20 protein-coding genes are annotated in these 22,651 nt (G+C 70.9%); 7 read left to right on the forward strand and 13 right to left on the reverse strand.

Annotated features, from left to right (window positions below):
* Position 1 precedes the first annotated feature (1 nt).
* Complete coding sequence (locus tag Acor_RS35195; RefSeq protein ID WP_155341097.1) at positions 2-901, forward strand: alpha/beta hydrolase; 900 nt, start codon at positions 2-4, stop codon at positions 899-901.
* Here the strand turns inward: Acor_RS35195 and Acor_RS35200 are convergent.
* The 9 genes from Acor_RS35200 to Acor_RS35240 all read right to left on the reverse strand — a co-directional run bounded on the left by Acor_RS35200 (position 852) and on the right by Acor_RS35240 (position 8,439).
* A complete protein-coding gene (locus tag Acor_RS35200; RefSeq protein WP_155341098.1) occupies positions 852-1,733 on the reverse strand; it encodes a phosphotriesterase family protein in 882 nt (293 codons plus the stop codon). The genes Acor_RS35195 and Acor_RS35200 overlap by 50 nt on opposite strands.
* A 9-nt stretch (positions 1,734-1,742) precedes the next feature.
* Positions 1,743-2,387: a DUF998 domain-containing protein gene (locus tag Acor_RS35205; RefSeq protein WP_155341099.1), complete on the reverse strand. Its 645-nt coding sequence runs from the start codon at positions 2,385-2,387 to the stop codon at positions 1,743-1,745.
* Positions 2,384-3,586 (reverse strand): glycosyltransferase, encoded by a 1,203-nt coding sequence (locus Acor_RS35210; protein WP_155341100.1) that lies wholly within the window; start codon positions 3,584-3,586, stop codon positions 2,384-2,386. Before Acor_RS35210 ends, Acor_RS35205 begins: the two co-directional genes overlap by 4 nt.
* A 14-nt stretch (positions 3,587-3,600) precedes the next feature.
* Positions 3,601-4,404 carry a DMT family transporter gene (locus Acor_RS35215; RefSeq protein ID WP_155341101.1) on the reverse strand — a complete coding sequence of 268 codons (804 nt, stop codon included), beginning with the start codon at positions 4,402-4,404 and terminating at the stop codon, positions 3,601-3,603.
* A gap of 199 nt (positions 4,405-4,603) precedes the next feature.
* Positions 4,604-5,344 carry an SDR family oxidoreductase gene (locus tag Acor_RS35220; protein WP_155341102.1) on the reverse strand — a complete coding sequence of 247 codons (741 nt, stop codon included), beginning with the start codon at positions 5,342-5,344 and terminating at the stop codon, positions 4,604-4,606.
* Between the two features lie 124 nt (positions 5,345-5,468).
* Positions 5,469-5,738, reverse strand: a complete 270-nt coding sequence (locus tag Acor_RS35225) for a hypothetical protein (protein ID WP_155341103.1) — start codon at positions 5,736-5,738, stop codon at positions 5,469-5,471.
* 10 nt (positions 5,739-5,748) lie between these two features.
* The gene (locus tag Acor_RS35230; protein ID WP_155341104.1) at positions 5,749-6,381 is read right to left on the reverse strand and encodes a VC0807 family protein; all 633 of its coding nucleotides are present in this window, start codon (positions 6,379-6,381) and stop codon (positions 5,749-5,751) included.
* Positions 6,382-6,560: 179 nt separating this feature from the next.
* The gene (leuE, locus tag Acor_RS35235) at positions 6,561-7,205 is read right to left on the reverse strand and encodes a leucine efflux protein LeuE (RefSeq protein WP_155341105.1); all 645 of its coding nucleotides are present in this window, start codon (positions 7,203-7,205) and stop codon (positions 6,561-6,563) included.
* Between the two features lie 184 nt (positions 7,206-7,389).
* A complete protein-coding gene (locus Acor_RS35240; protein WP_246239544.1) occupies positions 7,390-8,439 on the reverse strand; it encodes a class I SAM-dependent methyltransferase in 1,050 nt (349 codons plus the stop codon).
* A 108-nt stretch (positions 8,440-8,547) separates the two neighbouring features.
* Between Acor_RS35240 and Acor_RS35245 the strand changes: the two genes are divergently transcribed.
* Entirely contained in the window at positions 8,548-11,298 is a 2,751-nt protein-coding gene (locus Acor_RS35245) for an AfsR/SARP family transcriptional regulator (protein ID WP_155341106.1), read from the forward strand.
* Here the strand turns inward: Acor_RS35245 and Acor_RS35250 are convergent.
* On the reverse strand, positions 11,295-12,866 hold the full coding sequence (locus tag Acor_RS35250) for an ABC transporter permease (RefSeq protein WP_155341107.1): 1,572 nt from the start codon (positions 12,864-12,866) through the stop codon (positions 11,295-11,297). The genes Acor_RS35245 and Acor_RS35250 overlap by 4 nt on opposite strands.
* Positions 12,863-13,747, reverse strand: coding sequence for an ABC transporter ATP-binding protein (locus tag Acor_RS35255; protein WP_155341108.1), 885 nt, complete (start codon positions 13,745-13,747; stop codon positions 12,863-12,865). The genes Acor_RS35250 and Acor_RS35255 overlap by 4 nt, the downstream gene beginning before the upstream one ends.
* Before the next feature lie 81 nt (positions 13,748-13,828).
* On the opposite strand from Acor_RS35255, the gene Acor_RS35260 reads away from it, so the two are divergent.
* From Acor_RS35260 to Acor_RS35280, 5 genes are all read left to right on the forward strand, one after another.
* On the forward strand, positions 13,829-14,302 hold the full coding sequence (locus Acor_RS35260; RefSeq protein WP_218034676.1) for a GbsR/MarR family transcriptional regulator: 474 nt from the start codon (positions 13,829-13,831) through the stop codon (positions 14,300-14,302).
* Between the two features lie 314 nt (positions 14,303-14,616).
* Positions 14,617-16,236 carry a chitinase gene (locus Acor_RS35265; protein ID WP_155341110.1) on the forward strand — a complete coding sequence of 540 codons (1,620 nt, stop codon included), beginning with the start codon at positions 14,617-14,619 and terminating at the stop codon, positions 16,234-16,236.
* A 9-nt stretch (positions 16,237-16,245) separates the two neighbouring features.
* Positions 16,246-17,808, forward strand: coding sequence for a chitinase (locus Acor_RS35270; RefSeq protein WP_155341111.1), 1,563 nt, complete (start codon positions 16,246-16,248; stop codon positions 17,806-17,808).
* An 11-nt stretch (positions 17,809-17,819) separates the two neighbouring features.
* Positions 17,820-19,406 (forward strand): cellulose binding domain-containing protein, encoded by a 1,587-nt coding sequence (locus Acor_RS35275; protein WP_155341112.1) that lies wholly within the window; start codon positions 17,820-17,822, stop codon positions 19,404-19,406.
* 130 nt (positions 19,407-19,536) lie between these two features.
* Positions 19,537-20,838, forward strand: coding sequence for a hypothetical protein (locus Acor_RS35280; RefSeq protein ID WP_155341113.1), 1,302 nt, complete (start codon positions 19,537-19,539; stop codon positions 20,836-20,838).
* On the opposite strand, the gene Acor_RS35285 is transcribed toward Acor_RS35280, so the two are convergent.
* Both Acor_RS35285 and Acor_RS35290 read right to left on the reverse strand, forming a co-directional pair.
* Complete coding sequence (locus tag Acor_RS35285) at positions 20,811-21,227, reverse strand: hypothetical protein (RefSeq protein ID WP_155341114.1); 417 nt, start codon at positions 21,225-21,227, stop codon at positions 20,811-20,813. The two genes, Acor_RS35280 and Acor_RS35285, sit on opposite strands and share 28 nt — an antisense overlap.
* Positions 21,228-21,237: 10 nt before the next feature.
* On the reverse strand, positions 21,238-22,293 hold the full coding sequence (locus Acor_RS35290) for an AI-2E family transporter (RefSeq protein WP_155341115.1): 1,056 nt from the start codon (positions 22,291-22,293) through the stop codon (positions 21,238-21,240).
* Between the last annotated feature and the right edge of the window lie 358 nt (positions 22,294-22,651).

Genomic DNA, 22,651 nt, shown 5'->3' on the forward strand with positions numbered 1-22,651 from the left:
TATGAGAGTCGAGTTCACCAGCATCCCCCTGATCGGCGAACTGCGGGTCCCGGCCGGGCCGGGCCCGCACCCCGCCCTGGTCTTCACCGGCCCGTTCACCGGGGTGAAGGAGCAGGTCACAGGGCTGTACGCGGAACGCCTCACCGAACGTGGCTACGTCACCCTGGCCTTCGACCACCGCAACTTCGGCGAGTCTGGCGGCGAGCCGCGCCGCCACGAGGACCCGCAGGGCAAGCTGGCCGACCTGCGCGCGGCGGTCAGCTACCTGCGCACCCGCCCCGAGGCCGATCCGGAGCGCGTCGGCGCGGTCGGCATCTGCCTGGGCGGCGGGTACGCGCTGCGGTTCGCCGCGTTCGACCCCCGGGTGAAGGCGTTCGTGGGGATCGCGGGGGCGTACAACTCGCCGTACGCGATGCGCGAGGGCATGGGCGCGGGTTACCAGGGCGCGCTGGCCGCCTTCGGCGACGTGCTGGAACGGGAGGACCAGGGCGGCCCGGTGGAGTACCAGCCCGCCGTGGGGGAGGGCGGCGCGATGCCGGGGGAGGAGCCGTTCGACTACTACGGCACCGAGCGCGGCACGGCGGAGCACTGGCGCAACGAGGTCACCAGGGCGTCGGTCCTGGAGCTGATCACGATGGACAACCTGATCGGCGCCGACTTCCTGTCACCCAAGCCGGGCCTGCTGGTGCACGGCGTGGTGGACGCGTTCTGCGCGCCGGAGGGCGCGCACGCCGTGCACGCCCGGCTGGACGAGCCGAAGCGGCTGGTCTGGCTGGACGCCAAGCGGCACATCGACCTGTACGACACCGAGCCCTACCTGACCCAGGCCGTGGACGCGACCGCGGAGTTCCTCAGCGCTTGGTTGGCACCGCGAGCCAGCGCAGCGGGTTCTCCTGGGTGATCAGCCGGATCGTGCCCGGGTCGACGCCTGACCTGACCAGGGCGGGCAGCACCCGGTCGAAGAGCCGGGCGTAGCCGTCGCCGCCGTATCCGGCCACGTCGTCCTGGCGGGAGACGCCGCTGCTGAGCAGGATCCGGGCGGCGTGGCCGGCTTCGAGGAGGGCGAGCACGTCCTCGACGCCGGTCACGCTGACGTACGAGCCGGATTCGGCGATCTTGCGCTGGACCAGGCGGTCGGCGGTGCGCACGCTGACCCGGGCGGCCGGCACGCCGCTGGTGAGCAGGAGCTCCAGCGGGCCGAGGCCGTTGGTGGCCACCGGCAGGTCGGTCCTGATCGAGGCGCGGGCCACCGCGACGGCGGCGCGTTCCTCGGCCGGGGTCGGGGTCTCCCCGCCGGCCGAGGTGACGATCAGGCCGGGGCGGGCGGAGGTCCCGTCCAGGCCGACGCCGATCTCGCGGAGCAGGTCGCCGGTGAGGTCGTCGACGCCGCTGCGGCGGATCAGGTCGCCGGCGAACGGCTCGGCCGCGAACCCGGTGGCGGCGACCACGGCCACCCGGCTGCCGGCCGACAGGCGGGCCAGCGCCGCGGTGTCCCTGGCGCCGCCCAGGGCGGTGTGCTCGACGACCAGGTTGAGCGCGTGATCGCGGCCGAGACGCTTGAGCTCGCCGGTGACGTACGCCTCCTCGTCCAGCCAGCGGCCGGGGTCGGAGTCGACGCCGATGCCCCAGCGGGTGTCCGTACGCAGATACTCGTGCGGCAGGATCGGCCCGTCGAAGACGGAGGCCGGCAGCGTGCCGGTCACCGTCTGGATACGCACGTCGTTAATGGACATGCATGGACGTTAGCTAATTTTTTCCGCATAGGGGGCGTGCGCTGGCATTTCTTTACTTATTGTCGGCGGTCTCTGTCCGACGGCGGCGATGGCGATGAGCAGGACGATCTCCAGCACCACCAGCAGGCGTTCAAGCAGGCCGTAGAAACCGGGTCCGCCGATCAGTTCGGCCACCGGCGAACCGGGGTGGCTGAGCAGGAAGAACGCCAGCACCGCCACACTGCTCAGGGCCAGCGCCCGGACCAGCGGCAGCGGCTGCCTGGACTGGCGGGCCAGGATCCAGCCCGCCCCCGGGATGGCGGTGAACACCAGCGCGGTGGCCCAGCGGTGGATCTCGCCGGACAGCGAGTCGAGGGTGGGCGCGGCGTCGGTCGGGAACACCGCCGACAGCACCAGCCCGGCCGAGGCCATCACCAGCAGCACCCGCGCCGCCGCGCTCCGGACCGGGTCCACGGCCGCCAGCTGGTAGGCCGCCGCGCACGCGCCGCCCGCCAGCGCCAGCATGCCCAGCAGGAACAGCGCGCCGGTGCCCTCGCCCAGCGCGTAGTCGCTGAGCAGGCCGCGCAGCGGGTCGACCACGCCGGGGAAGACCAGGTGCAGCGCGCCCATCATGACCAGCGCGACACTCGGCCCGGCGATCGCCAGTCTGCTCATCGGGACGTCACCTCCGTGTATATCTGCTCGAACCTGGCCAGCGACCGCTGGTCGTCGTGGCCGGCGGCCAGCGCCAGGCTGGCCCGGCCCATCGAGGCCCGCAGCTCGGCGTCCGACAGGATCGTCACCAGATGGGCGGCCAGTTCCGGCACCTCGCCGGGCCGGAACAGGAAGCCGTTGCCGTCGATCAGGTGCGGCAGCGCCATCGCGTCGGCGGCCACCACCGGCAGCCCGCTGGCCATCGCCTCCAGGGTGGCGATGCTCTGCAGCTCGGCCACCCCCGGCATGGCGAACACGTCCGCCACCGAGTAGACCTGCGGCAGCTCCGCGTCCGGCACGAAGCCGAGGAAACGCACCCGATCGCCCACCCCGATCCGGGCGGCCAGCCGCTCCAAGCTCTCCCGCCGGTTGCCCGAGCCGACCAGGACGACCTGCGCGTCCACCTGGTTCAGCACCAGCGGCAGCGCCCTGACCAGCTCCTCCAGCCGCTTCTCCTCGTCCAGCCGCCCCACGAACAGGATGGTCGGGCGCTCAGGCACGTCGAACCGCTTCCGCGCCCAGGCCCTCGGCTGCGGCCGGAACCTGCGCAGGTCGATGCCGCACGAGACCGGCTCGACCTCGCGGCGGAAACCCTTGCCGGTGAGCAGCCCGGCCGCGATCGGGGTCGGCGTGGTCACATGGTCGGCGCGGGCGAACACCCGGCTGAAGTCCCGCCAGGCCAGCGCGCCGACCTGGTCCCTGAGCCGGGCCGGGATGTGCGCGAACTGGAAGAGGTTGTCCGGCATGAAATGGTTGGTCGCCACCACCGGGACCCCGCCCCGCCGGGCCGCCGCGACCGCCGCCCGCCCCACCACGAAATGACCCTGGGTGTGCACCACGTCCGGGCCGAGCCGCTCGATCAGCCGCGCCACCGCCCGGCCCACCCCCGCAGGCACGGTCACCCGCATCGTCGGATGCACCAGCAGCCGGGTCGACCGCAACCGGTGCAGCACGACCCCGTCCACCCGCTCGCTGCGCGGCGGCCCGTCGTCGGAGGCGCACACCACGTGCACGTCACCACCGCGGGCGGCCAGTCCGGTGGCCAGCCGGTGGGTGAAGTACGCGGCCCCGTTCACGTCCGGCGGGTAGGTGTCGGTGGCGATCAGAACCCGTTTGGGCCGTACGGCGACGGGGGCGGCTTCGGAGAAAATCGCAGTCATATGAGGGGCTCCGATCAACGGGACAGGGGGGTGGTGCGGGCCAGCGCGACGGTCCCGGCGGCCGCCAGCAGCGCCGCCGCGGTCGCGGCCAGGCCGTTGGCGGGGAGGGGTTCGCCGAGCAGAAGGGCGCCGAAGGTGACGGCGGTGAGAGGGTCGCTCACCTGGAGGGCGGCGAAGGCGACCGCGAAGTGCCCGATCGCGTACGCCCGCTGGAGCAGCATCAGCGCGGCCAGGGCGGGCAGCGGGATGGCCGCGAGCAGCCAGAGGTCCCAGCTGGTGCCCTCGACCAGGACGCGGATGAGGGTGGCGGTCACGCCGTACATGACGCCGGCCGCGACGGCCAGCAGCGCGGTCCTGGGCGCGGGGTTCACCCGGCCGGCCACCGCCCAGCAGACCAGCGCGGTGAGCGCGGCCCCGGCCAGCATCGCCGTCCCGTCCGCGCCGGTGAGGTGCGGCGGGGCGGTGGACTTGGGGACCATCAGCACCAGGCCGATCAGACCGGCGCTGACCGCCGCCGCGGCTGCGAGTTCGCTCCGGCCGGGCCGCCTGCCGTGCAGGGCCGCCGCGATCGGCAGCGCGAACAGCAGGCTGGCCACGCCCATCGGCTGCACCACGGTCAGCGGGCCGAGGCTCAGCGCGAAGATGTGCAGCGCCCCGCCGACCGTGATGGCCGCGCCCCCGAGCAGCCAGCGCGGCCGGCGCAGCAGCACCCGCAGGCTGAACTCACCGCCGGACGCCGCCTCGAACTGCTGTAAAGCCGCGCCGAGCGCGAAGAACAGCGAGCCGACCAGCGCCACCGCCGCCGCGAGCACAGTCATGCGTTTCCCCTCTCACCCGCATGAAGACATGGCCCGATGGCGGGAATGCCTCATTCGTGCATCCAGGCAGGAAACGTGAGATTTCCGCTGTCTCGCACCGGGTAATCGCAGCCTGTCGGAGCGAGCGAAACGGAACCATCGGGGATCGCCCCGGACTTCGGTACGGGATCCCTGACGTACCCCTAAGGGGTGAAACGGGTCAGGTCATTGTCTTTCCGCCGTTGACGGCGAGGCGCTGGCCGGTGACGTACCGGGAATCGGCGGAGGCCAGGAAGGCGACCACGTCGGCGACGTCGGAGGGGGCGCCCATGTGGGGGAGGGCGACGGTGGTCAGGTAGCTCGCGTACTCGTCCTCGGTGGAGCCCGCGTGCCGCTCCACCGGGATCCAGCCCGGCTCGACGGTGTTGACGGTGATCCCGAACGGCCCGAGTTCCCTGGCCCAGGAGCGGGTCAGCCCGTGCATGGCCGCCTTCGCAGACACGTAATGCGACATTTCGGGATTTCCGAGGTCGGTGACCTCGCTGCCGACATTGATGATGCGGCCGGTCCCGGCCGCCTTCATGTCCGGCAGCACCGCCTGCAGGATCAGCAGCGGCGCCTTGATGAAGAAACGCAGCTGGTTCAGGTGGTCGTCCCAGGTCAGCCGGTCGACCGTGAGCAGCGGCTGGGGGCCGGTGGCGTTGTTGACCACGACGGCGATCGGCCCGAGCTCCGCGAGCGCCGTGCGGACCTGGTCCTCGTCGGTCACGTCGAACCGGGCGAGGGTGACCGAGTGCCCGCGTGCCGTGATCCGGTCGGCCACGGCACCGGCCCCGGCGGTGTCGTGCGCGTAGTTCAGCGCCACCTGCCAGCCGTCGGCGGCGAGCCGGTCGGCCATGAACGCGCCGAGACCGCGCGAAGCACCGGTGACAAGAGCGGTACCGAGGGGATTTCCGGTCATGACGGTCCTTTCACCAGGCGTCATGATCGTACGACAGCGCCGACCCGGCACGGCGATCGGGATCTCTCCCGTCCGCCGTGCCGGGCCGAACAGTGACTGTGCTGATCGCTACCAGGAGTGCGGCTTAACTCCCCTGGCGGCGAGGCGGCATCGAATCGCGCGAACCGGGCTCACGCCCGGGCTCACGCCCGGGCTCACGGCCGATGCCAGGCTTGCTGCCCGGCTGCTGACCGGGCATCTCGTCCTGCCGCCGTTGCGGCGACTGTGGGTTGTTCTCGCCAGGACGCATGTCCCGGTCGGTGCTGGACTGACGCGGGTTCTTCTTCTTAGCATTCATGCCAAAAGGATTTCCGCTCAACAAAGCAGACAAACTGATATGAAGCACGCCAAACATGACCTTTAACTTAAGCGGGGGCCTCAACGTGCAAACGGCTCAACACCCTACGAAACGCCCAAACTGAACCCAGGAAAGCGAGCCCGGTGATCACCGCGACGATCAGCGCGCGGGTGATCGGATAGGCCGCGATCGACTGGTGCACCAGCAGCCAGATGCTCACCGTGGAGTTGGCCAGCAGGACGAACGCCCAGAGCAGAGTAATCCGGGCAAAGAATCGCCGCATTCGCTCGTGCCTGAGCACGAAAGCGGGCAGATGGATGTAGTCGAGCGTGAGTTTCTGCACCAGCGGGCGGCGCAACCGGACCGAGGCGAGGAAGATCACGCTGATGCAGATGGTGCCGAGTTCCGGCTGAATGAAATACGCGACCGCGTTGTTGGTCCACAGCCCGAGCAGCGTACGGAAGGTGATGGCGATGGTGGCGACCACCATCGTGCCGGGGATCGGCATGCGCCGGATCAGGCGATATCCCACGCTTCCGTACACCCAGGAGGCCGCCGCGATCAGCGCGCCGGTGAAACCGAGCACGTACAGCGCCGCGTAGAAGACCGCGAGCGGCGCGACGACACCCTCCAGCAGCCGCGGCACCGCTTGTCTGAGCATGGCGGTGGCGCGGGGCAGCGCGAATGGAGGGTGAGACATGGGGCTCCTCAAATGGCGACGGCGAACCGACGCTAAGGGTTTACTCTCCTGCCCGTGGCAGGTATGGAGAAACCCTTGGGCAGACCATGGCCGGTGAGTAAAGGTACCTGACCCTTAGGGGAGCACGCGCCTATCCCTTAGGGGATAGGCCGTTGGTTACAGGGTTCTTACCTCAGGGTTCACCCCAGGCTGGTGGTGGCCAGCTTCGCGCTGAAGCCGACGAAGAGCACGCCGACCGCGGACGTGAGGCCCGACGACAGGGCGCGGCGGCGCTCGAACTGCCCGGCCAGGAAGGTGCCGCCGAAGATCAGCGCGGACAGGTAGAGCAGGCTGAAGACCTGGATGATCACACCGAGGATGACGAACGACAGCGCCGGCGCGCCATAGCTCGGGTCGACGAACTGGATGAAGAAGGTGACGAAGAACAGGATCGCCTTCGGGTTCAGCAGGCTGATCGTCAGCGCCTTGCGGAACGGGTGCCCGGCGGTCACCATCGGGGCCTCCACCGCTTCGACGGTCCCCTTCCTGGACCGCCAGGCGGACCTGATCATGGTGAAGCCGATCCAGGCCAGGTAACCGGCTCCCGCGTACTGCAGGATGCCGAACAGCACGGGGTTCACCTGGAGCAGCGAGGCCAGTCCTGCGGCCGTGGCCACCATCAGCAGGGTGTCGCCGACGAACACCCCGCCGGCCGCCCGGTAGCCCAGCCTGACGCCGCGCTGGGCGGCCGTCGACAGGACGTAGAGGGAGTTCGGCCCCGGTAGCAGGACGATCAGAAACGCGCCGATGACGTAGGCCCAGATGTCGGTGATCCCGAAGAACATGTCACTCCCTGTGTTGCCGGAGATGACACGGTATCGCCCGATCTGCTAGATCGCTCGCGGGATATTTACCTCTAATCCCTATGGGATTACTATGAAATCTCCCCAGCGCGGTTTCACGGTCGAATAGTGGAAACGGAGACCGGCCATCCGTCCCGGGTGGCCGGTGTCGGCAGGTCTCGGCAGGTCACGGGCGGGTGAGGTGGTAGAAGCGCCAGAACGGGGAGTCGATCGGGAGCTCCTGGTAGCCGAGTTCGGCGGCGGCGGCCCAGCGGGCCACGGTCGGAGCGCGCAGCGCGGTGCCGGAAGCCTCGGCGGGGGACTCCGCCATGGTGGCGGGCAGGCAGTGCAGCACGCTGCAGGCGTAGTGGAAACGCTCGATCGGCCCGGCCGGGGCGGCGTACTCGTCGGCCACCCGCTCGTCGGCGATCAGAATCGAGCCGCCGGGCACGAGCTGGGAGCGCGCGGCCCGCAGCACCTCGCCCGGGTCGGCCATGTCGTGCAGCGCCTCGAAGATGGTGATCAGGTCGAACGCGCCGACCGCAGCCCGGGCGTCGCCGTGCGCGAACGTCACCCGGTCGGCCACCCCCGCCGCGGCGGCGGCCCGGCCGGCCTCCTCGACCGAGACCTTGTCCAGGTCCACGCCGTGCACCCGCACCCTCGGGTAGGCCAGGGCCAGCGTGATCGAGGACACGCCCAGGCCGCTGCCCAGGTCCAGCACCCGCGCGCCCGGCTCGGCCCGCAGGCGCAGGCGCAGTCCCGGCACGGCCGGCAGCCAGGTCTGGATGTACTCGTTCAGGAACATCGGCCGGTTGATCGAGGCGATGCCGTGCCGGACGTCCCGCCCGTACGCCTCGTACGGGATGCCCTCGCCGGTCCGGAACACCCGCAGCAAGGCGGGCAGCACGCCGGCCATCCCGGCGAACAGCTTCGCGGCCGGTGCCACGTGGTAGGGGCTCTCGGTGTCCAGCAGCACTTCGGCGTGGGCGGGGGACAGGCTGAAGGCGCCGTCCCGGTAGTCCAGGTAGCCGGCGGCGGCCTGCTGCTCCAGCCACTCGCGGGCGTACCGGGGCGCGATGCCGGGCAGGCCCTGCTCGGCGGTCACCGGTCCGGCGGCGAGCGCGTGGTAGAGGCCGAGTTCGAGGCCGAGGTGCACGGTCAGCACCTCGGCGGCGGTGGTCACGTCGCCGATCATTCGCTCGGCGAGCAGGTCACGGGGGTCTGTCGTCTCATTCATACCGGTGACTGTGCCCGCCGGTCCTTACATCCCGCGTACGCCTGACGTACGCCCCGAACCCGGAAAACTACGTAGACCCCGCCCCGGACGGCGGGGGATCGTGACGGGGTGGAGTTCCGTGTTCTCGGGCCGGTCGAGGCCTGGCACGGCGGGCGTCTGGTGTGCGCGCCCGCCGGGCGGCAGCGTGCCCTGCTGGCCGCCCTGGTGCTGCGGCGCGGCCGGGTGGTCCCGGTGGACCTGCTGGTGGACGAGGTGTTCGGCGACGACCCGCCGCGCAGCGCGCGCAACGCCCTGCAGACTTATGTCACCCGCCTGCGCCAGGCACTCGGCCCGCTCGGTGGAAGGGTCCGCACCCGCGCCCCCGGCTATCTGCTGGAGGCGCCCGCCGACGCGATCGACGCGGAACGTTTCACCCTGCTGCTGGACCAAGCCCGCCAGTCGGCCCCGCCCCGGGCGCTGACCCTGCTGGACGAGGCGCTCGCGCTCTGGCGCGGCCCGATGTCCGAGCCGGGACCGGACGGCGTGCGCCTGGCCGAACTCTGCCTGGCCGCCCGCGAGGACCGGGCCGCCGCGCTGCTGGCACTCGGCCGGGCCACCGAGGCGGCGGCCGAACTCGACGGCCTGGCCGCCGCCGAGCCCTGGCGGGAGCGCACGGTCGCCCTCCAGCTGAACGCGCTGGCCGCCGCCGGCCGGATCCCGGCCGCGCTGGCCGCCTTCGCCCGGCACCGCGACAGCCTCCGCGACGAACTGGGCCTGGACCCGTCGGCCGCGCTCCGCGACCTGCGCCAGCGGCTGCTGCGCGGCGAGGACTTCACCCCGTCGGCCGCCGTCGCGCCGCCCCCGGCCGCGTTCGGCCTGGTCGGGCGGGAGCACGAGCTCGCGGTCGTCACCGCGGCGTTCACGGCCCGGCCGCTGGTCACCCTGGTCGGGCCTGGCGGGGTCGGCAAGACCAGCCTGGCCCGCCGGTTCGCCGACCGGAACCGCTGGGTGGACCTGGCGCCGCTGCGCGACCCCGAGGCCGTCATCCCGGCCATCGCCGAGGCCGCGGGCGTGCTCGCGGAACCGGGCGTGGAGCCGTCCGGCGCGCTGCGCGAGTGGGCCCGCCGGGCGGATGGCCTGCTGGTGCTGGACAACTGCGAGCACCTGCTGCCCGCCGTCGCCGCGGCGGTGTCCGCGCTGCTGGCGGCCGGGACCCGGCTGCGGATCCTGGCCACCAGCCGGGAGCGGCTGGGCCTGCCCGGCGAACTGGTCGTGGACGTGCCGCCGCTGCCGGAGGCCGGCGCGGTCGAACTGTTCGTGGCCCGGGTGCCGGTCTCCGGCTTCAACCCTGACCCGGCCCTGCTGACCGCGATCGGCCGGATCTGCGCGGCCCTGGACGGGCTGCCGCTGGCGATCGAGCTGGCCGCCGCCAGGATCGGCTCGCTCACCGTGGACGACCTGGCCGAACGCCTGGGCGCGCGGTTCTCGCTGCTGCGCCAGGCGGGGGAGGGCCGGCACAGCGCGCTGGAGGACGTCATCGACTGGTCCTTCGACCTGCTCACCGAGGACGAGCAGCGGCTGTTCCTGCGGCTGTCGGTGTTCGCCTCCTCCTTCGACCTCGCCACCGCCGAGGCCGTCGCCGCCGACGCGGACCTGCCCGCCGGGAAGATCGCCGACCTGGTCGCGCGGCTGGCCGACCGGTCGATGCTCACCCGCCCCGGCCCGGCCGGGGTCGGGCGCTATCGGATGCTGGAGACGATCCGGGTGTACGCCGCCGCCCGGCTGCCCGACGCCGACCGTTACCGCCGCCGCCACGCCGAAGTGTTCGCCGAGTTCACCCGGCGGGCCGACAGCGGACTCTTCGGGCCCGACGAGGCGGCTTGGGCGCAGCGGCTGGAGAGCAGGCTCGACGACATCCGCGCCGCCTGGGCCTGGACCAGGGACGCCGATCCCGGGCTGATGCTCCGGCTGGTCGTGCCGCTGTTCCGGTTCGCGTACTGGCGGCTGCGCGGCGACCTGCTGCTGCTGGCCGCCCCCGGGGCAGTCGCAGGATCCGCGGAGTGCCTGGCCGCCACCGCGTTCGCCGCCTCCATGGAAGGCCGCCTGGACGAGGCGCTGCCGATGGCCGCGCAGGCGATGGCGATGGACCCGGACTCACCGGTGGTGACCGAGGTCTTCGGGGACCTCGCGCTGTTCAACGGAACGCTGGACGACGCGCTCGCCGCCTTCCAGCGGGCCGCCCAGAGCCAGCCAGAGCCGGCCGCCCAGGCGATCTCCCTGGGCAACCAGGCGCTGGCCTGCTCCTACGGCGGCGACGACGCCGAGGCGGCTGCGCGGGCGGAGAAGGCGGTCGCGCTGGCGCTCGGGTCCGGCAACCCGACCGCGATCTGCTTCGCCGGGTTCGTGCACGCCGAGGTCATCGCCGACCTGGACCCGGACACCGCGCTCCAGCTCTTCGAGACCGCCAGGGTGACCGCCGACGAGATCGGCAACCGGCTCGTCTCCGGCGTCGTCCGCACCGCGAGCGTGGCCCTGCGCGGCCGGTACGGCCCCGCCGAGCCCGCGCTCCGCCTGTTCCGCGAGGTGATCACCCACTGGGTGGCCACCGAGAGCAGGTCGCTGCTGGTCACCGCGCTCCGCAACCTGGTGCTGCTGCTCGCCAGGACCGCGCGCGACCGGGCCGCGGCGGAACTGGCGGGCGGCCTGGACGCGACCACCCCGGTCGCCTCATACGGGATCGAGGCCCGCCGGCTGGACACAGCCCTGGCGGCGGTCCGGTATCGGCTGGGCCCTGAGGCGTACGAGGCGGCCTGGGCGACCGGTGCCCGGCGGTCGTTCGGCGCGACCGCCTCGCGTGCGCTGGAACTGATTCCCGGTTAGCCGATGTCGCGGCGGCGGAAGCCGTACAGGCCGGCCAGGATCAGCAGGGCGGCGATGGCGCTGAGGGCGAGCACGGGGGTCGCGGTCAGCGTGCCGCCGGGCAGGTGCGGGGTGTGCGTGTACGGCGACAGGTCCAGCACCACCGGGTCGAGTCGCAGGATCGCGCCGACCTGGCCGAGCAGCAGGAAGGCCGCGAGCGCCCCCCAGGCCAGCGTGGACAGCCGGGGCAGCAGCCCGAACAGGGCCACCGACAGGCCGGTCAGCACCGCCACGGCGGGTAGTTGCACCAGCGCCGCGCCGACCACTCTCGGGATCTGGCCGCCGACGTCGCCCAGACCGGCGCCGTAGCTGATCCCCAGCGTGAGGCCGAGCACCAGCAGAGCCAACGCGGGCCCGATGATCGCGAACACCACGTGGCTGAGCGCCCACGACACCCGCCCGACCGAGGTGGCCAGCACCGGTTCGGTCCGCAGCCCGGTCTCCTCGGCCCGCATCCGCAGCGCGGCCTGGATGCCGTACGCGGAGACGGCGATGGCCAGGATGCCCAGCAGACCGGACACGAACGCGTCGGCCAGCGAGGCGGTCCCGCCGAGCCTGGCCATGATGTCGGCCATCTCGGGATTGTCGGCGAGCGCGTCCATCGCGGCGGTCGCGGTGCCGCCGAGCGCCAGCCCGGCCACGCCGAGGCCGACGCTCCAGCCGATCAGCAGCCCGCGCTGCAGCCGCCAGGCGAGCGCCAGCGGGCTGGCCAGCCGGGTGGATCCGGCCGGGCCGAGCCGGGCGGGGAGCAGCCCGGCGCCGACGTCCCGCCGGACCGACAGCATGTACGCCGCCCCGGCCAGCAGCGCGAACAGCGCCAGCGGCAGCGCGAGCACCCACCATTTGTCCCCGGCGAACGGCTGGGCCTGCTGGCCCCAGGCCACCGGCGACAGCCAGGACACCCACGAGCCGGTCGGGTCCCCGGCGGCGCGGAGCAGGAAGGCCACGCCGAGCACGAGGATCGCCAGGCCGCGGGCCGGGCCGGCGTTCTCGGTGAGCTGCGCGGCCAGCGCGCCCACGCCGGCGAACGCGATCCCGGTGACCGCGATCGACAGGCCGAGCAGCAGCGAGCCGCCGGCGGCCAGGTCGGAGCCGGTCGGGGTGACCGCGATCAGCAGCCCCAGCAGCAGGTTCGCGGCGGCGGTCACGATCAGCGCGGCGGACAGGGCCGCGTGCCGGCCGACCACGGTGGCGGCGATGAGCTCGCGGCGGCCGGCGTCCTCCTCGGTCCTGGTGTGCCGGATCACGGTGAGCAGGCTGATCAGGGCGACGATCGCGTACAGGGTGCCGACCCGCTGGGCGGTGAGCGCGCCGACCGAGTCGCCGAAGATGGGGCCGAGCAGGGACTCGAACGACGGGCTGCCCGCGGTGCCGGCCGCGTACTGGCGGCGGGCCGCGTCGTCGGGGAAGAGCCCGGCGTAGCTGGCCGCGTAGCTGGCCGGGAGCGCGCACAGGATGAGCACCCACAGCGGGAGGATGATCCGGTCCCGCCGCAGGATCAGGCGGATGAGCTGCCAGCTGCCGGTCATGACCTGGCCGCCACTTCGTAGTGCCGCTTGAACAGCTCCTCCAGCGTCGGCGGCTGGCTGACCAGGCCGCGCACCCCGGCGTGGGAGAGGTGCTTGAGCACGGCGTCGAGATGGTCGGCGTCGACCTGGAAGCGCACCCGGGAGCCGTCGATGTGCAGGTCGTGCACGTCCGGCAGGTCCTTGATCGGGGTGGCCAGGTCGGCCGTGACGGAGGTCCTGCTGAGGTGGCGGAGCTCGGTCAGGGTGCCGGTCTCGACGGTCTCGCCGTTCCTGATGATGCTGACCCGGTCGCACAGCTGCTCGACCTCGGCCAGGATGTGGCTGGACAGCAGCACGGTCCGGCCGTTCCGCTTCTCCTCCAGGATGCAGTCCCGGAAGACCTCCTCCATCAGCGGGTCCAGGCCCGAGGTGGGTTCGTCCAGGATGAGCAGCTCGACGTCGGAGGCGAGGGCGGCGACCAGGCCGACCTTCTGCCGGTTGCCCTTGGAGTAGGCCCGGCCCTTCTTGCGCGGGTCCAGGTCGAAGCGCTCCAGCAGGTCGGCGCGGCGCTGCCGGTTCAGGCCGCCGCGCAGCCGGCCGAGCAGGTCGATGACCTCGCCGCCGGACAGGTTCGGCCAGAGTGTGACGTCGCCCGGCACGTAGGCCAGCCGCCGGTGCAGGGTGGTGGCGTCCCGCCAGGGGTCGCCGCCGAGGAGCCTGGCGGTGCCGGCGTCGGCCTTCAGGAGGCCGAGAAGCACCCGGATCGTGGTGGATTTGCCTGATCCGTTCGGCCCCAGGAAGCCGTGCACCTCCCCGGTCCCGACCGTCAGGTTCAGTCCGTTCAGCGCGTGTGTCCGGCCGAAACTCTTGTGGAGGCCGGACACCATGATGGCGTTTGACATGTTTCAGAAGCTACACTGTATTCACGAATTTGTGAAAGGTGTGGAACCTCTGTACCCCGTATGGTTTCCGTAGGGAGGGACATGCGAGACGAAGACGCCGTCCGCCAGTCGGCGGAGCGGATGGCCATGGTGTTGACCGACTGGGGATTTCCCCGCATGCCCGCGCGGGTGCTGATGACCGTGATGACGGCCGACGAGGAGCTGCTGACGGCGGCCGAGATCGGCGATCGGCTCGGCGTCAGTCCCGCGGCCGTGTCCGGGGCGGTCCGTTACTTGATCCAGCTGGGCATGCTCGGCCGGGAACCGGCGCCGGGGTCGCGGCGCGACGTGTACCGGCTGCCGCAGAACGCGTGGTACGAGGTGACCGCCCTGAAGGGCGGAATATTCAAGGTTCTCGGTGACATGGCGGACGACAACGTCCGGGCTCTCGGGGACCAGTCCGTGGCCGGGCGGCGGATGGCCACAATGCGGGACTATTTCGTGTTCGTCGAAGGGGAGCTGCCCGAGTTGCTGGAGCGCTGGCGGGCGCACAAAGCCGACAGGGGCCTTGACTGACTCGCCGATTATCGGATCTTGACGAGGACCGCCCGGTTGAACCGGGCGGTCCTCAGCACTTTCTGCCCGAGCTCCGCAACCGGGGTTCATGTGGTTGAAACCCCAGTGAATTGGGCCTTGCCCGGTGCCGGAACCCGGAGCTACGATCCTCACAACTTTTAGGAAACTTTCCTAAAAGAAACATCAACTAGCCCCCCGACAACCGACCTCCCTCTGCGTCCCGTCACCAGACGCGTCAGAACGCCGTACGGCCGCCGTCCACCGGCCGTACGTATCCGCATGGCCTCCCCATCCGACCCCGCAGAGGTTGTGACATGCAGAGCAGGTTTGCCTGGCGTGTGCCATCCGCGATCCTCGCGATCGTGGTCGCGTTCGCCGCCGTCCTCGTCGCCGCCAGTCCCGCGCAGGCCGCGCCCAACACCGCCGTCTTCACCAAGACCTCCGACTGGGGTTCCGGGTGGGAGGGCAAGTTCGTCATCACCAACGGCGGCGCCACCGCGATCAACGGCTGGTCGGTCGCCTTCAACCTGCCCGCCGGGTCCAACATCGGCTCCTTCTGGGACGCCTCGATGACCCGCAGCGGCCAGCGTTTCACCTTCACCAACGTGGGCTGGAACGGCACCATTCAGCCGGGCGGAACGGCCAGTTTCGGCTTCAACGGCAGCCCGGGCGGCGCCGGCGCGGTGATCAGCAACTGCACGCTCAACGGCGCGGCCTGCGGCGGCGGGACCAATCCGTCGCCCTCGCCCACCCCGTCCGGCCCGAGCGCCCCCGGCAAGCCGGGCACGCCGTCGGTGACCGGGGTCGCCAACACCTCGATCTCGCTGTCCTGGGGCGTGTCCAGCGGAACCGTGACCGGCTACCGCGTCTACGAGGGCACGACCGTGCGCGCCACCGTGACCGGCACCAGCGCCACCATCAGCGGGCTCGGCACCTGCACCTCGCACACCTACACCGTGCGCGCCTACAACTCGATCGGCGAGTCGGCGGCCAGTGACCCGGCCAGCGGCTCCACCACCGGGTGCCCGATCGGCCCGCTGCCCAAGCACTTCCTCACCGGCTACTGGCACAACTTCGTGAACGCGGCCACCGAACTGCGTCTGTCCGCGGTGCCCAACGAGTACGACCTGATCGCCATCTCCTTCGGCGAGGCCACCACCACGCCCGGCCAGGTCGCCTTCCACCTCGACGCCGGCCTGTCCAGCGCGCTCGGCGGCTACACCGACGCCCAGTTCCGGGCCGACGTGCAGACCCTGCACTCGCGCGGCAAGAAGGTCATCCTCTCGGTCGGCGGCGAGCTCGGCCGGGTCCAGGTGGCCAACGCCACCGCGGCCGCCACCTTCGCCAACTCGGTCTTCGCGATCATGCAGAGCTACGGCTTCGACGGCGTCGACATCGACCTGGAGAACGGCCTCAACGCCCAGTGGATGGGCGAGGCGCTGCGCCAGCTGCGGACCAGGGCCGGCTCCGGCCTGATCATCACGATGGCCCCGCAGACGATCGACATGCAGTCCGTCGGGATGGAGTACTTCAAACTGGCGCTGGCCATCAAGGACATCCTCACCGTGGTGCACATGCAGTACTACAACTCCGGTTCGATGCTCGGCTGCGACCAGTCCTTCGCGTACTCGCAGGGCTCGGTCAACTTCATGACCGCGCTGGCCTGCATCCAGCTGGAGAACGGCCTGCGGCCCGACCAGGTGGCGCTCGGCCTGCCCGCCGGGCCCGGCGCGGCCGGCGGCGGCGTGATCAGCCCGGCGCTGGTGAACCAGGCGCTCACCTGCCTGGCGACCCGCGCCAACTGCGGCAGCTTCGTGCCGCCGCGGGCGTACCCGGCCATCAGGGGCGCGATGACCTGGTCGATCAACTGGGACGCCAGCAACAACTGGAACTTCTCCAGGACCGTCAAGCCGCACCTCGCGACGCTTCCTTAAGGGGTGCAGATGAGACGCCTCGCGGCTCTTGCCGTCCTCGTCCTGGTCGCGGTCGGGCTCTACGCGAGCCCGGCCCAGGCCGCCAACCTCGCCGTCAATCCCGGCTTCGAGTCGGGCCTGACCGGCTGGAACTGCGCCGCCGGCGCGCAGGCGGTGACCACGCCCGTGCGCACCGGCACCCGGGCGCTGGCCGCCACGCCGGCGGGCAACGACATCGCCCGCTGCCAGCAGACGATCACCGTCCGGCCGAGCACCGCGTACACGCTGTCGGCCTGGGTCCGGGGCAACTTCGTGTTCCTGGGCGCGGTCGGGTTCAGTGAGACCTGGGCCGCGCCCGGCGCGGCCTGGACCCAGCTGACCCGCGGCTTCACCACGGCCGCCGGGCAGACCAGCGTGACGATCTACGTGAACGGCTGGCACGGGCAGGGCGCCTACTACGCCGACGACATCGTCTTCGACGGTCCCGGCACCCCGCCGGCCTCCCCGTCGCCGTCGCCCTCTCCGCCCACTTCGCCCTCCCCGTCACCGTCGCCCAGCCCGTCGCCGCAGCCTCCGGTGGGCAACCGGTGGATGGTCGGCTACCTGCACGCCTCATTCGCCAACGGATCCGGATATATCCGGATGGCGGATGTGCCCAACGAGTGGGACTTCATCAACCTCGCCTTCGGCGAACCCACCTCGGTCACCTCCGGCGACATCCGGTTCAGTCAGTGCCCGGTCGCCGAATGCCCGAACGTGGAGACCGAAGCCCAGTTCATCGCCGGCATCCGGGCCAAACAGGCCGCGGGCAAGAAGGTGCTGGTCTCGATCGGCGGCCAGAACGGCCAGGTCCAGCTCACCACCACGGCCGCCCGCGACAAGTTCGTCCAGTCGGTCGGCGCGATCATCGACAGGTACGGCCTGGACGGCCTGGACATCGACTTCGAGGGCCACTCCCTCTTCCTCAACCAGGGCGACACGAACTTCCGCAGCCCGACCACCCCGGTCGTGGTCAACCTGATCTCGGCGCTCCGCTCCCTCAAGACCAGGTACGGCTCCCGCTTCGTGCTCACCATGGCCCCCGAGACGTTCTTCGTCCAGCTCGGCTACCAGTTCTACGGACCCGGCACCGGCGGCGCGGACCCGCGCTCCGCCTCCTACCTGCCGGTCATCCACGCCATGCGCAACGACCTGACCCTGCTGCACGTGCAGGACTACAACTCCGGGCCGATCATGGGCCTCGACAACCAGTACCACAACATGGGCGGCCACGACTTCCACGTCGCGATGACCGACATGCTGCTCGCCGGGTTCCCCGTCCGGGGCAACACCGCCGACGTCTTCCCGGCGCTGCGTCAGGACCAGGTCGCCATCGGCCTGCCCGCCGCGCCGTTCGCCGGGAACGGCTTCACCACCGTGGCCGAGGTCCAGAAGGCGTTCACCTGCCTGGCCAAGGGGACCGGGTGCGGAACCTACAGGCCGCGCGGGGTCTACCCGAACCTGCGGGGCCTGATGACCTGGTCGATCAACTGGGACAAGTACCACGGGTTCGAGTTCTCCCGCAGCCATCGTTCGTACCTCAACGCGCTCTGATGGGACAGATCATGAAATTTCGGTTCTTAGCCGGTCGGCGGGCGGGGTCCGCGCTCGCGGCGCTCGCGATCGCCTTCACCGGCGGCGTGGCCCTGGCCGCGCCCGCGCACGCGGCCCCCAACACGGCCGTCTTCACCAAGGTCTCCGACTGGGGCACCGGGTGGGAGGGCAAGTTCGTCGTCACCAACGGCGGCGCCACCGCGATCAACGGCTGGTCGGTCGCCTTCAACCTGCCGTCCGGGTCCAACATCGGGTCGTTCTGGGACGCGGCGATGTCCCGCAGCGGGCAGCGTTTCACCTTCACCAACGTGGGCTGGAACGGCACCATTCAGCCGGGCGGAACGGCCAGCTTCGGCTTCAACGGCAGTCCCGGCGGCGCGGGTGCGGTGGTCAGCAACTGCACGCTCAACGGCGCGTCCTGCGCTGGCGGCACTCCGCCGCCGCCCGGCACTCCCGGCACGCCGGGCAACCCGTCGGTGACCGGCGCGACCAACACCTCGATCTCGCTGTCCTGGGGCGGGTCCAGCGGAACCGTGACCGGCTACCGCGTCTACGAGGGCAGCACAGTGCGCGCCACCGTGACCGGCACCATCGCCACCCACTCCGGACTCGCCACCTGCACCAGCCACACGTACACCATCAAGGCGTACAACGCGCAGGGTGAATCCAACGCCAGCAACCCGGTGACCGGATCCACCACCGGCTGCACGCCGCCCCCGCCGGGCAGCAAGATGCCGGGCGCGCCCTACCTCTACATGGGCTGGGGCGACCCGCCCGCGCCCGCCACGGTGATGGCCGCCACCGGCGTCAAGTCGTTCACCATGGCGTTCATCCTGTCCAGCGGCGGCTGCAACCCGGCCTGGGACGGCAACAGGCCGCTCACCGGCGGCGCCGACGCGGCGGCCATCTCGGCGATCAAGGCCGCGGGCGGCAGCGTGCAGATCTCGTTCGGCGGCTGGTCCGGCAACAAGCTCGGCCCGAACTGCGCCACCCCGGCCGCGTTCGCCGGCGCGGTGCAGACCGTCATCAACGCGGTCGGCCCGGCCGTCGTCGACTTCGACATCGAGAACTTCGACGAGTTCGAGAACTACACCGTGCAGGACCGGATTCTGAACGGCCTCAAGATCGTCAAGCAGAACAACCCGAACGTCAAGGTCGTCGTCACCTTCGGCACCACCACCACCGGGCCGAACGCGCACGGCATCCGCCTGATCAACCAGGCCAAGGCGCTGGCCGTGCCGATCGACAACTACACGATCATGCCGTTCGACTTCGGCAGCGGCAACATCCAGACCGACACCATCAACGCCTCCGAGGGCCTCAAGAACGCGCTCAAGTCGGCGAACGGCTGGACCGACGCCCAGGCGTACGCGCGGATGGGCATCTCCGGCATGAACGGCCTGTCCGACCAGCAGGAGCTGACCTCCACCGCGGCCTGGACCGCGATCAGGGACTGGGCCAAGTCCAAGGGCCTGACCCGCTTCGCGTACTGGGCGGTCAACCGTGACCGGCCCTGCCCGGGCGGCGGCGTCGTGTCCAACTGCAGCGGGATCTCCCAGCCCCAGTGGGAGTTCACCCGCATCACCGCCGGTTTCTAACCGGCCCTGAGGCTGTACGGCTCGCGCCCGCGCCGGGACGCCGGGCGCGAGCCGTACATTCACTTTCCCGCGCTCATTTCGGCGCCCGGGTGGCTGACCGGCCCACGATTGGGGCAGTCTTGGGGCCGTCATGGACTACGCAATCCCCACGGGCCTCGTTCTCGTCACCGGTGTCGTGCTCGCCATCCTCGCCCAGCGGAGGGGGTGGAATCCCTCCCTCGCGGTCGCGCTGACTGTCGGTCTCGCCGTCCGGGTGCTGATCATGGGGCTGTCGGCCGCGGACGACTGGCAGCCGATCGACTACGTCAACAGCTTCCGGCCGGCCGGCGAGGCGATACTCAACGGCGACAACCCGGTCAACAGCGGCTGGCACTTCCTGCCCACCATCCCGTACGTGTACGGACTGCTGCTCTGGCTCGGCATCCCCTGGGAGATCGCCGGGCGGCTGGTCACCGTGGTCGCCGACCTGATCCTGATCCCGCTGGTCGGGCGGCTCGCCGGCGGCGCGAAGGCGAACCTGCGGGCCTTCCAGTACGCGTGCAACCCGCTGGCCATCCTGGTCGCCTCCGTGCACGGGCAGGTCGAGCCGGTGTCGCTGGTGTTCGCGGTCGCCGCGTACGTGGTGGCGCGCGGGCCGGGGGAATGGACCCCGGGCGCGCCACTGCTGGACCGGCCGTCCCGGATGTGGCGCAGTTTCGTCACCGACCGGGACGCCACCCGGCGGGCGATCTACGCGGGCCTGCTGATGGGCCTGGGGCTGTGCGCCAAGAGCTGGCCCGCCATCCTCATCCCCGGCCTGCTGATGTTCCTGCCGGGGGTGCGCTCCCGGATCATCGCCGTGGTCGGCGTCGCCGTGCCGCCGGTGCTGTTCCTGCTGACCATGCCGCTCGGCGGCTGGGTGCGCTGGGACCAGCTGACCGAGGTGCTCAAGACGATCAGCCTGCGCCCCAGCGACGTGCGCCCGATCACCGGCGACTGGGGGTGGACCGCGCTGACCAGCGGCGGAAACTGGGACCTCAGCGCGTGGAAGCTGAAGGTCGGCCAGTACCTGATCTACGCGGTGGCCGCGTTCTGCCTGTACTGGTGGCGCAAGGCCGACCCGATCGACGTCACCGTCGCCATCCTGCTCGGGTTCATGATCGTCACGCCGCGGCTGGGGGCGCAGTACCTGCTGTGGTTCATGCCGTTCCTGGTCGCCCGGCCGACCCGGTTCGCCTGGCCGGCCATCATCGGCTGCTCGCTCTGGGCGGCGACCGGGTATCTGGTGCTGACCCAGTTCCGGGGCGCGGACTGGGGCGCGCTGCACGCGCCGTGGGCGATGAGCTCGGTGCTGATCTTCCCGTTGATCGTCGCGGGGATGCCGTGGGGCCGCCGGGTTCTCGTTTCGGTGGACGCGGAGATGCCTCAGTTGAGGATGAGCCGGACCAAGTGACCGTGGCTGCGGTAGCCCGGCGGGTCGCCGTCGAGCACGCCGGTGACGCAGTCGAAGACGCCGGGCTCGCTCTGCCGTACGAAGAAGACGGGCTCGGCGATCGCGGACAGCAGCCGGATCGCGGCGCGGTGCAGCTCGATGTTCTTCAGGTCCGCGGCCTGGGTCAGCGTCACCTCGTAGACCCCGTCGTCCAGGAGCTGCTCGGCGGTGAGCGTCCAGTCCTCGCCGCACGCGCGGCGCAGGTGCGGGAGCAGGCGGACCTCGGGCTCCTCGGTCACCCAGCCGTCCCGCCGCATCGTCGACAGCAGGCTCTGGACCTGCGGATCCATGGCGGAGCCGTCCGCGATCCCGGTCTGCCGCTCGTCGATGTCCCAGCGCCGCGTGGTCATGGCCACGACCTTACGTCGCGGTAGGTTCCTCGGCGGGCAGCTCCCCGGAAATCAGGGCGGCCGCCATCGAACCGTTAGGATCACTGTCGATCAGGATGGCCCGCGCCAGCAGGCTGAGCGGGATGGCCAGCAGCGCGCCCAGCGGCCCGAGCACGAACGCCCACACGATCAGCGACAGGAAGGTCGCCGTGGTGGACAGCCCGACCGCGTCGCCGAGGAACTTCGGCTGGATGAACGACTGGATCACCACGTTGATCACGATGTACGCGACGATCACGAAGAGCATGGTCCGGAAGCCGCCGTCCAGCAGGCCGAGCAGCGCCGGCGGGACCAGCCCGAGGATGAAGCCGATGTTCGGGATGTAGTTCGTGATCAGCGCCAGGATCCCCCAGAGCAGCGGCAGCGGCACACTCAGGATGTACAGCGCGACCACATCCAGGACCGCGCAGATCAGACCGAAGATCGTCGACACGATGAGGTAGCGGCGGGTCCGGTTGGTGAACGTGGTGAGCGCCTTGTACATCGCCGGGCGCCGCTCCTCGGACGCCTTGATGATCCGGCTGTAGATCGGCGCGTCCAGGCTCATCGCCAGCAGCAGCACCACGATCAGGAACACGCTGGACAGCACCCCGAGCAGCCCGGACAGCACGCCCTGCGCCACCCCGATGAGGTTGGCCGGGTCGAAGCTGGAGATCGCCTTGTTGATCTGCTCGCTGCCCATGCCGAGACTCGCCGCCCAGCGCTGCGCCTCCGCGACCAGCTGGGTGAACTGGTCGGAGTAGGTCGGCGCGAGCAGGGCCAGCTGCGCCGCCGCGATGGTGAGGATCGCCACCATGCCGAGCAGCACCACCAGCACGACCGCCAGCGGGATCAGCACCATCACCCAGGTCGGCGCGTTCTTCCTGGCCAGCCAGTCGCGCAGCGGCGACACCGCGATCACCAGCACCAGGGCCAGCACCACCGGCCCGAGAATCGACCCGACCGCCTGGATCCCGGCGAGCGTCACCACCGCTCCGGCGGCACAGAGCAGGACGATCAGCGCACGCGGCACCAGTAATTCCTTCACGCTCCGTTTGTACCCCCAGAGCCCGCAAAGATCCGGTCTTCCGATTGGTACGCCGCGGGTTTGGGGCGCGGACGGTCGGGGAGGATGTTAATCTTCAGGAGTCGGTACGGTCGTGGTGTTGGCCGCCGGCTCCCCTCTCACAAGCCGCTTGGGTGTCGATTCGCATGGCGTCCGAAGAGCTGGTAAGTTAGAGGGGTTGCCCCGGAAACGGGGCGGTCCGAAGTTCCGCAAGATGATCAGGTCGATGTCAAATCGGTTGATTTGACAGGGACTGGAAAACTTGCGAAGATCGTGACATAGCGTGAACGACACCTCCGGTTGAGAATCACCTTCGATTCGAAGGCTGGATGTTCGTGTG

The sequence above is a fragment of the Acrocarpospora corrugata genome, assembly GCF_009687845.1.
GTDB lineage: Bacteria > Actinomycetota > Actinomycetes > Streptosporangiales > Streptosporangiaceae > Acrocarpospora > Acrocarpospora corrugata.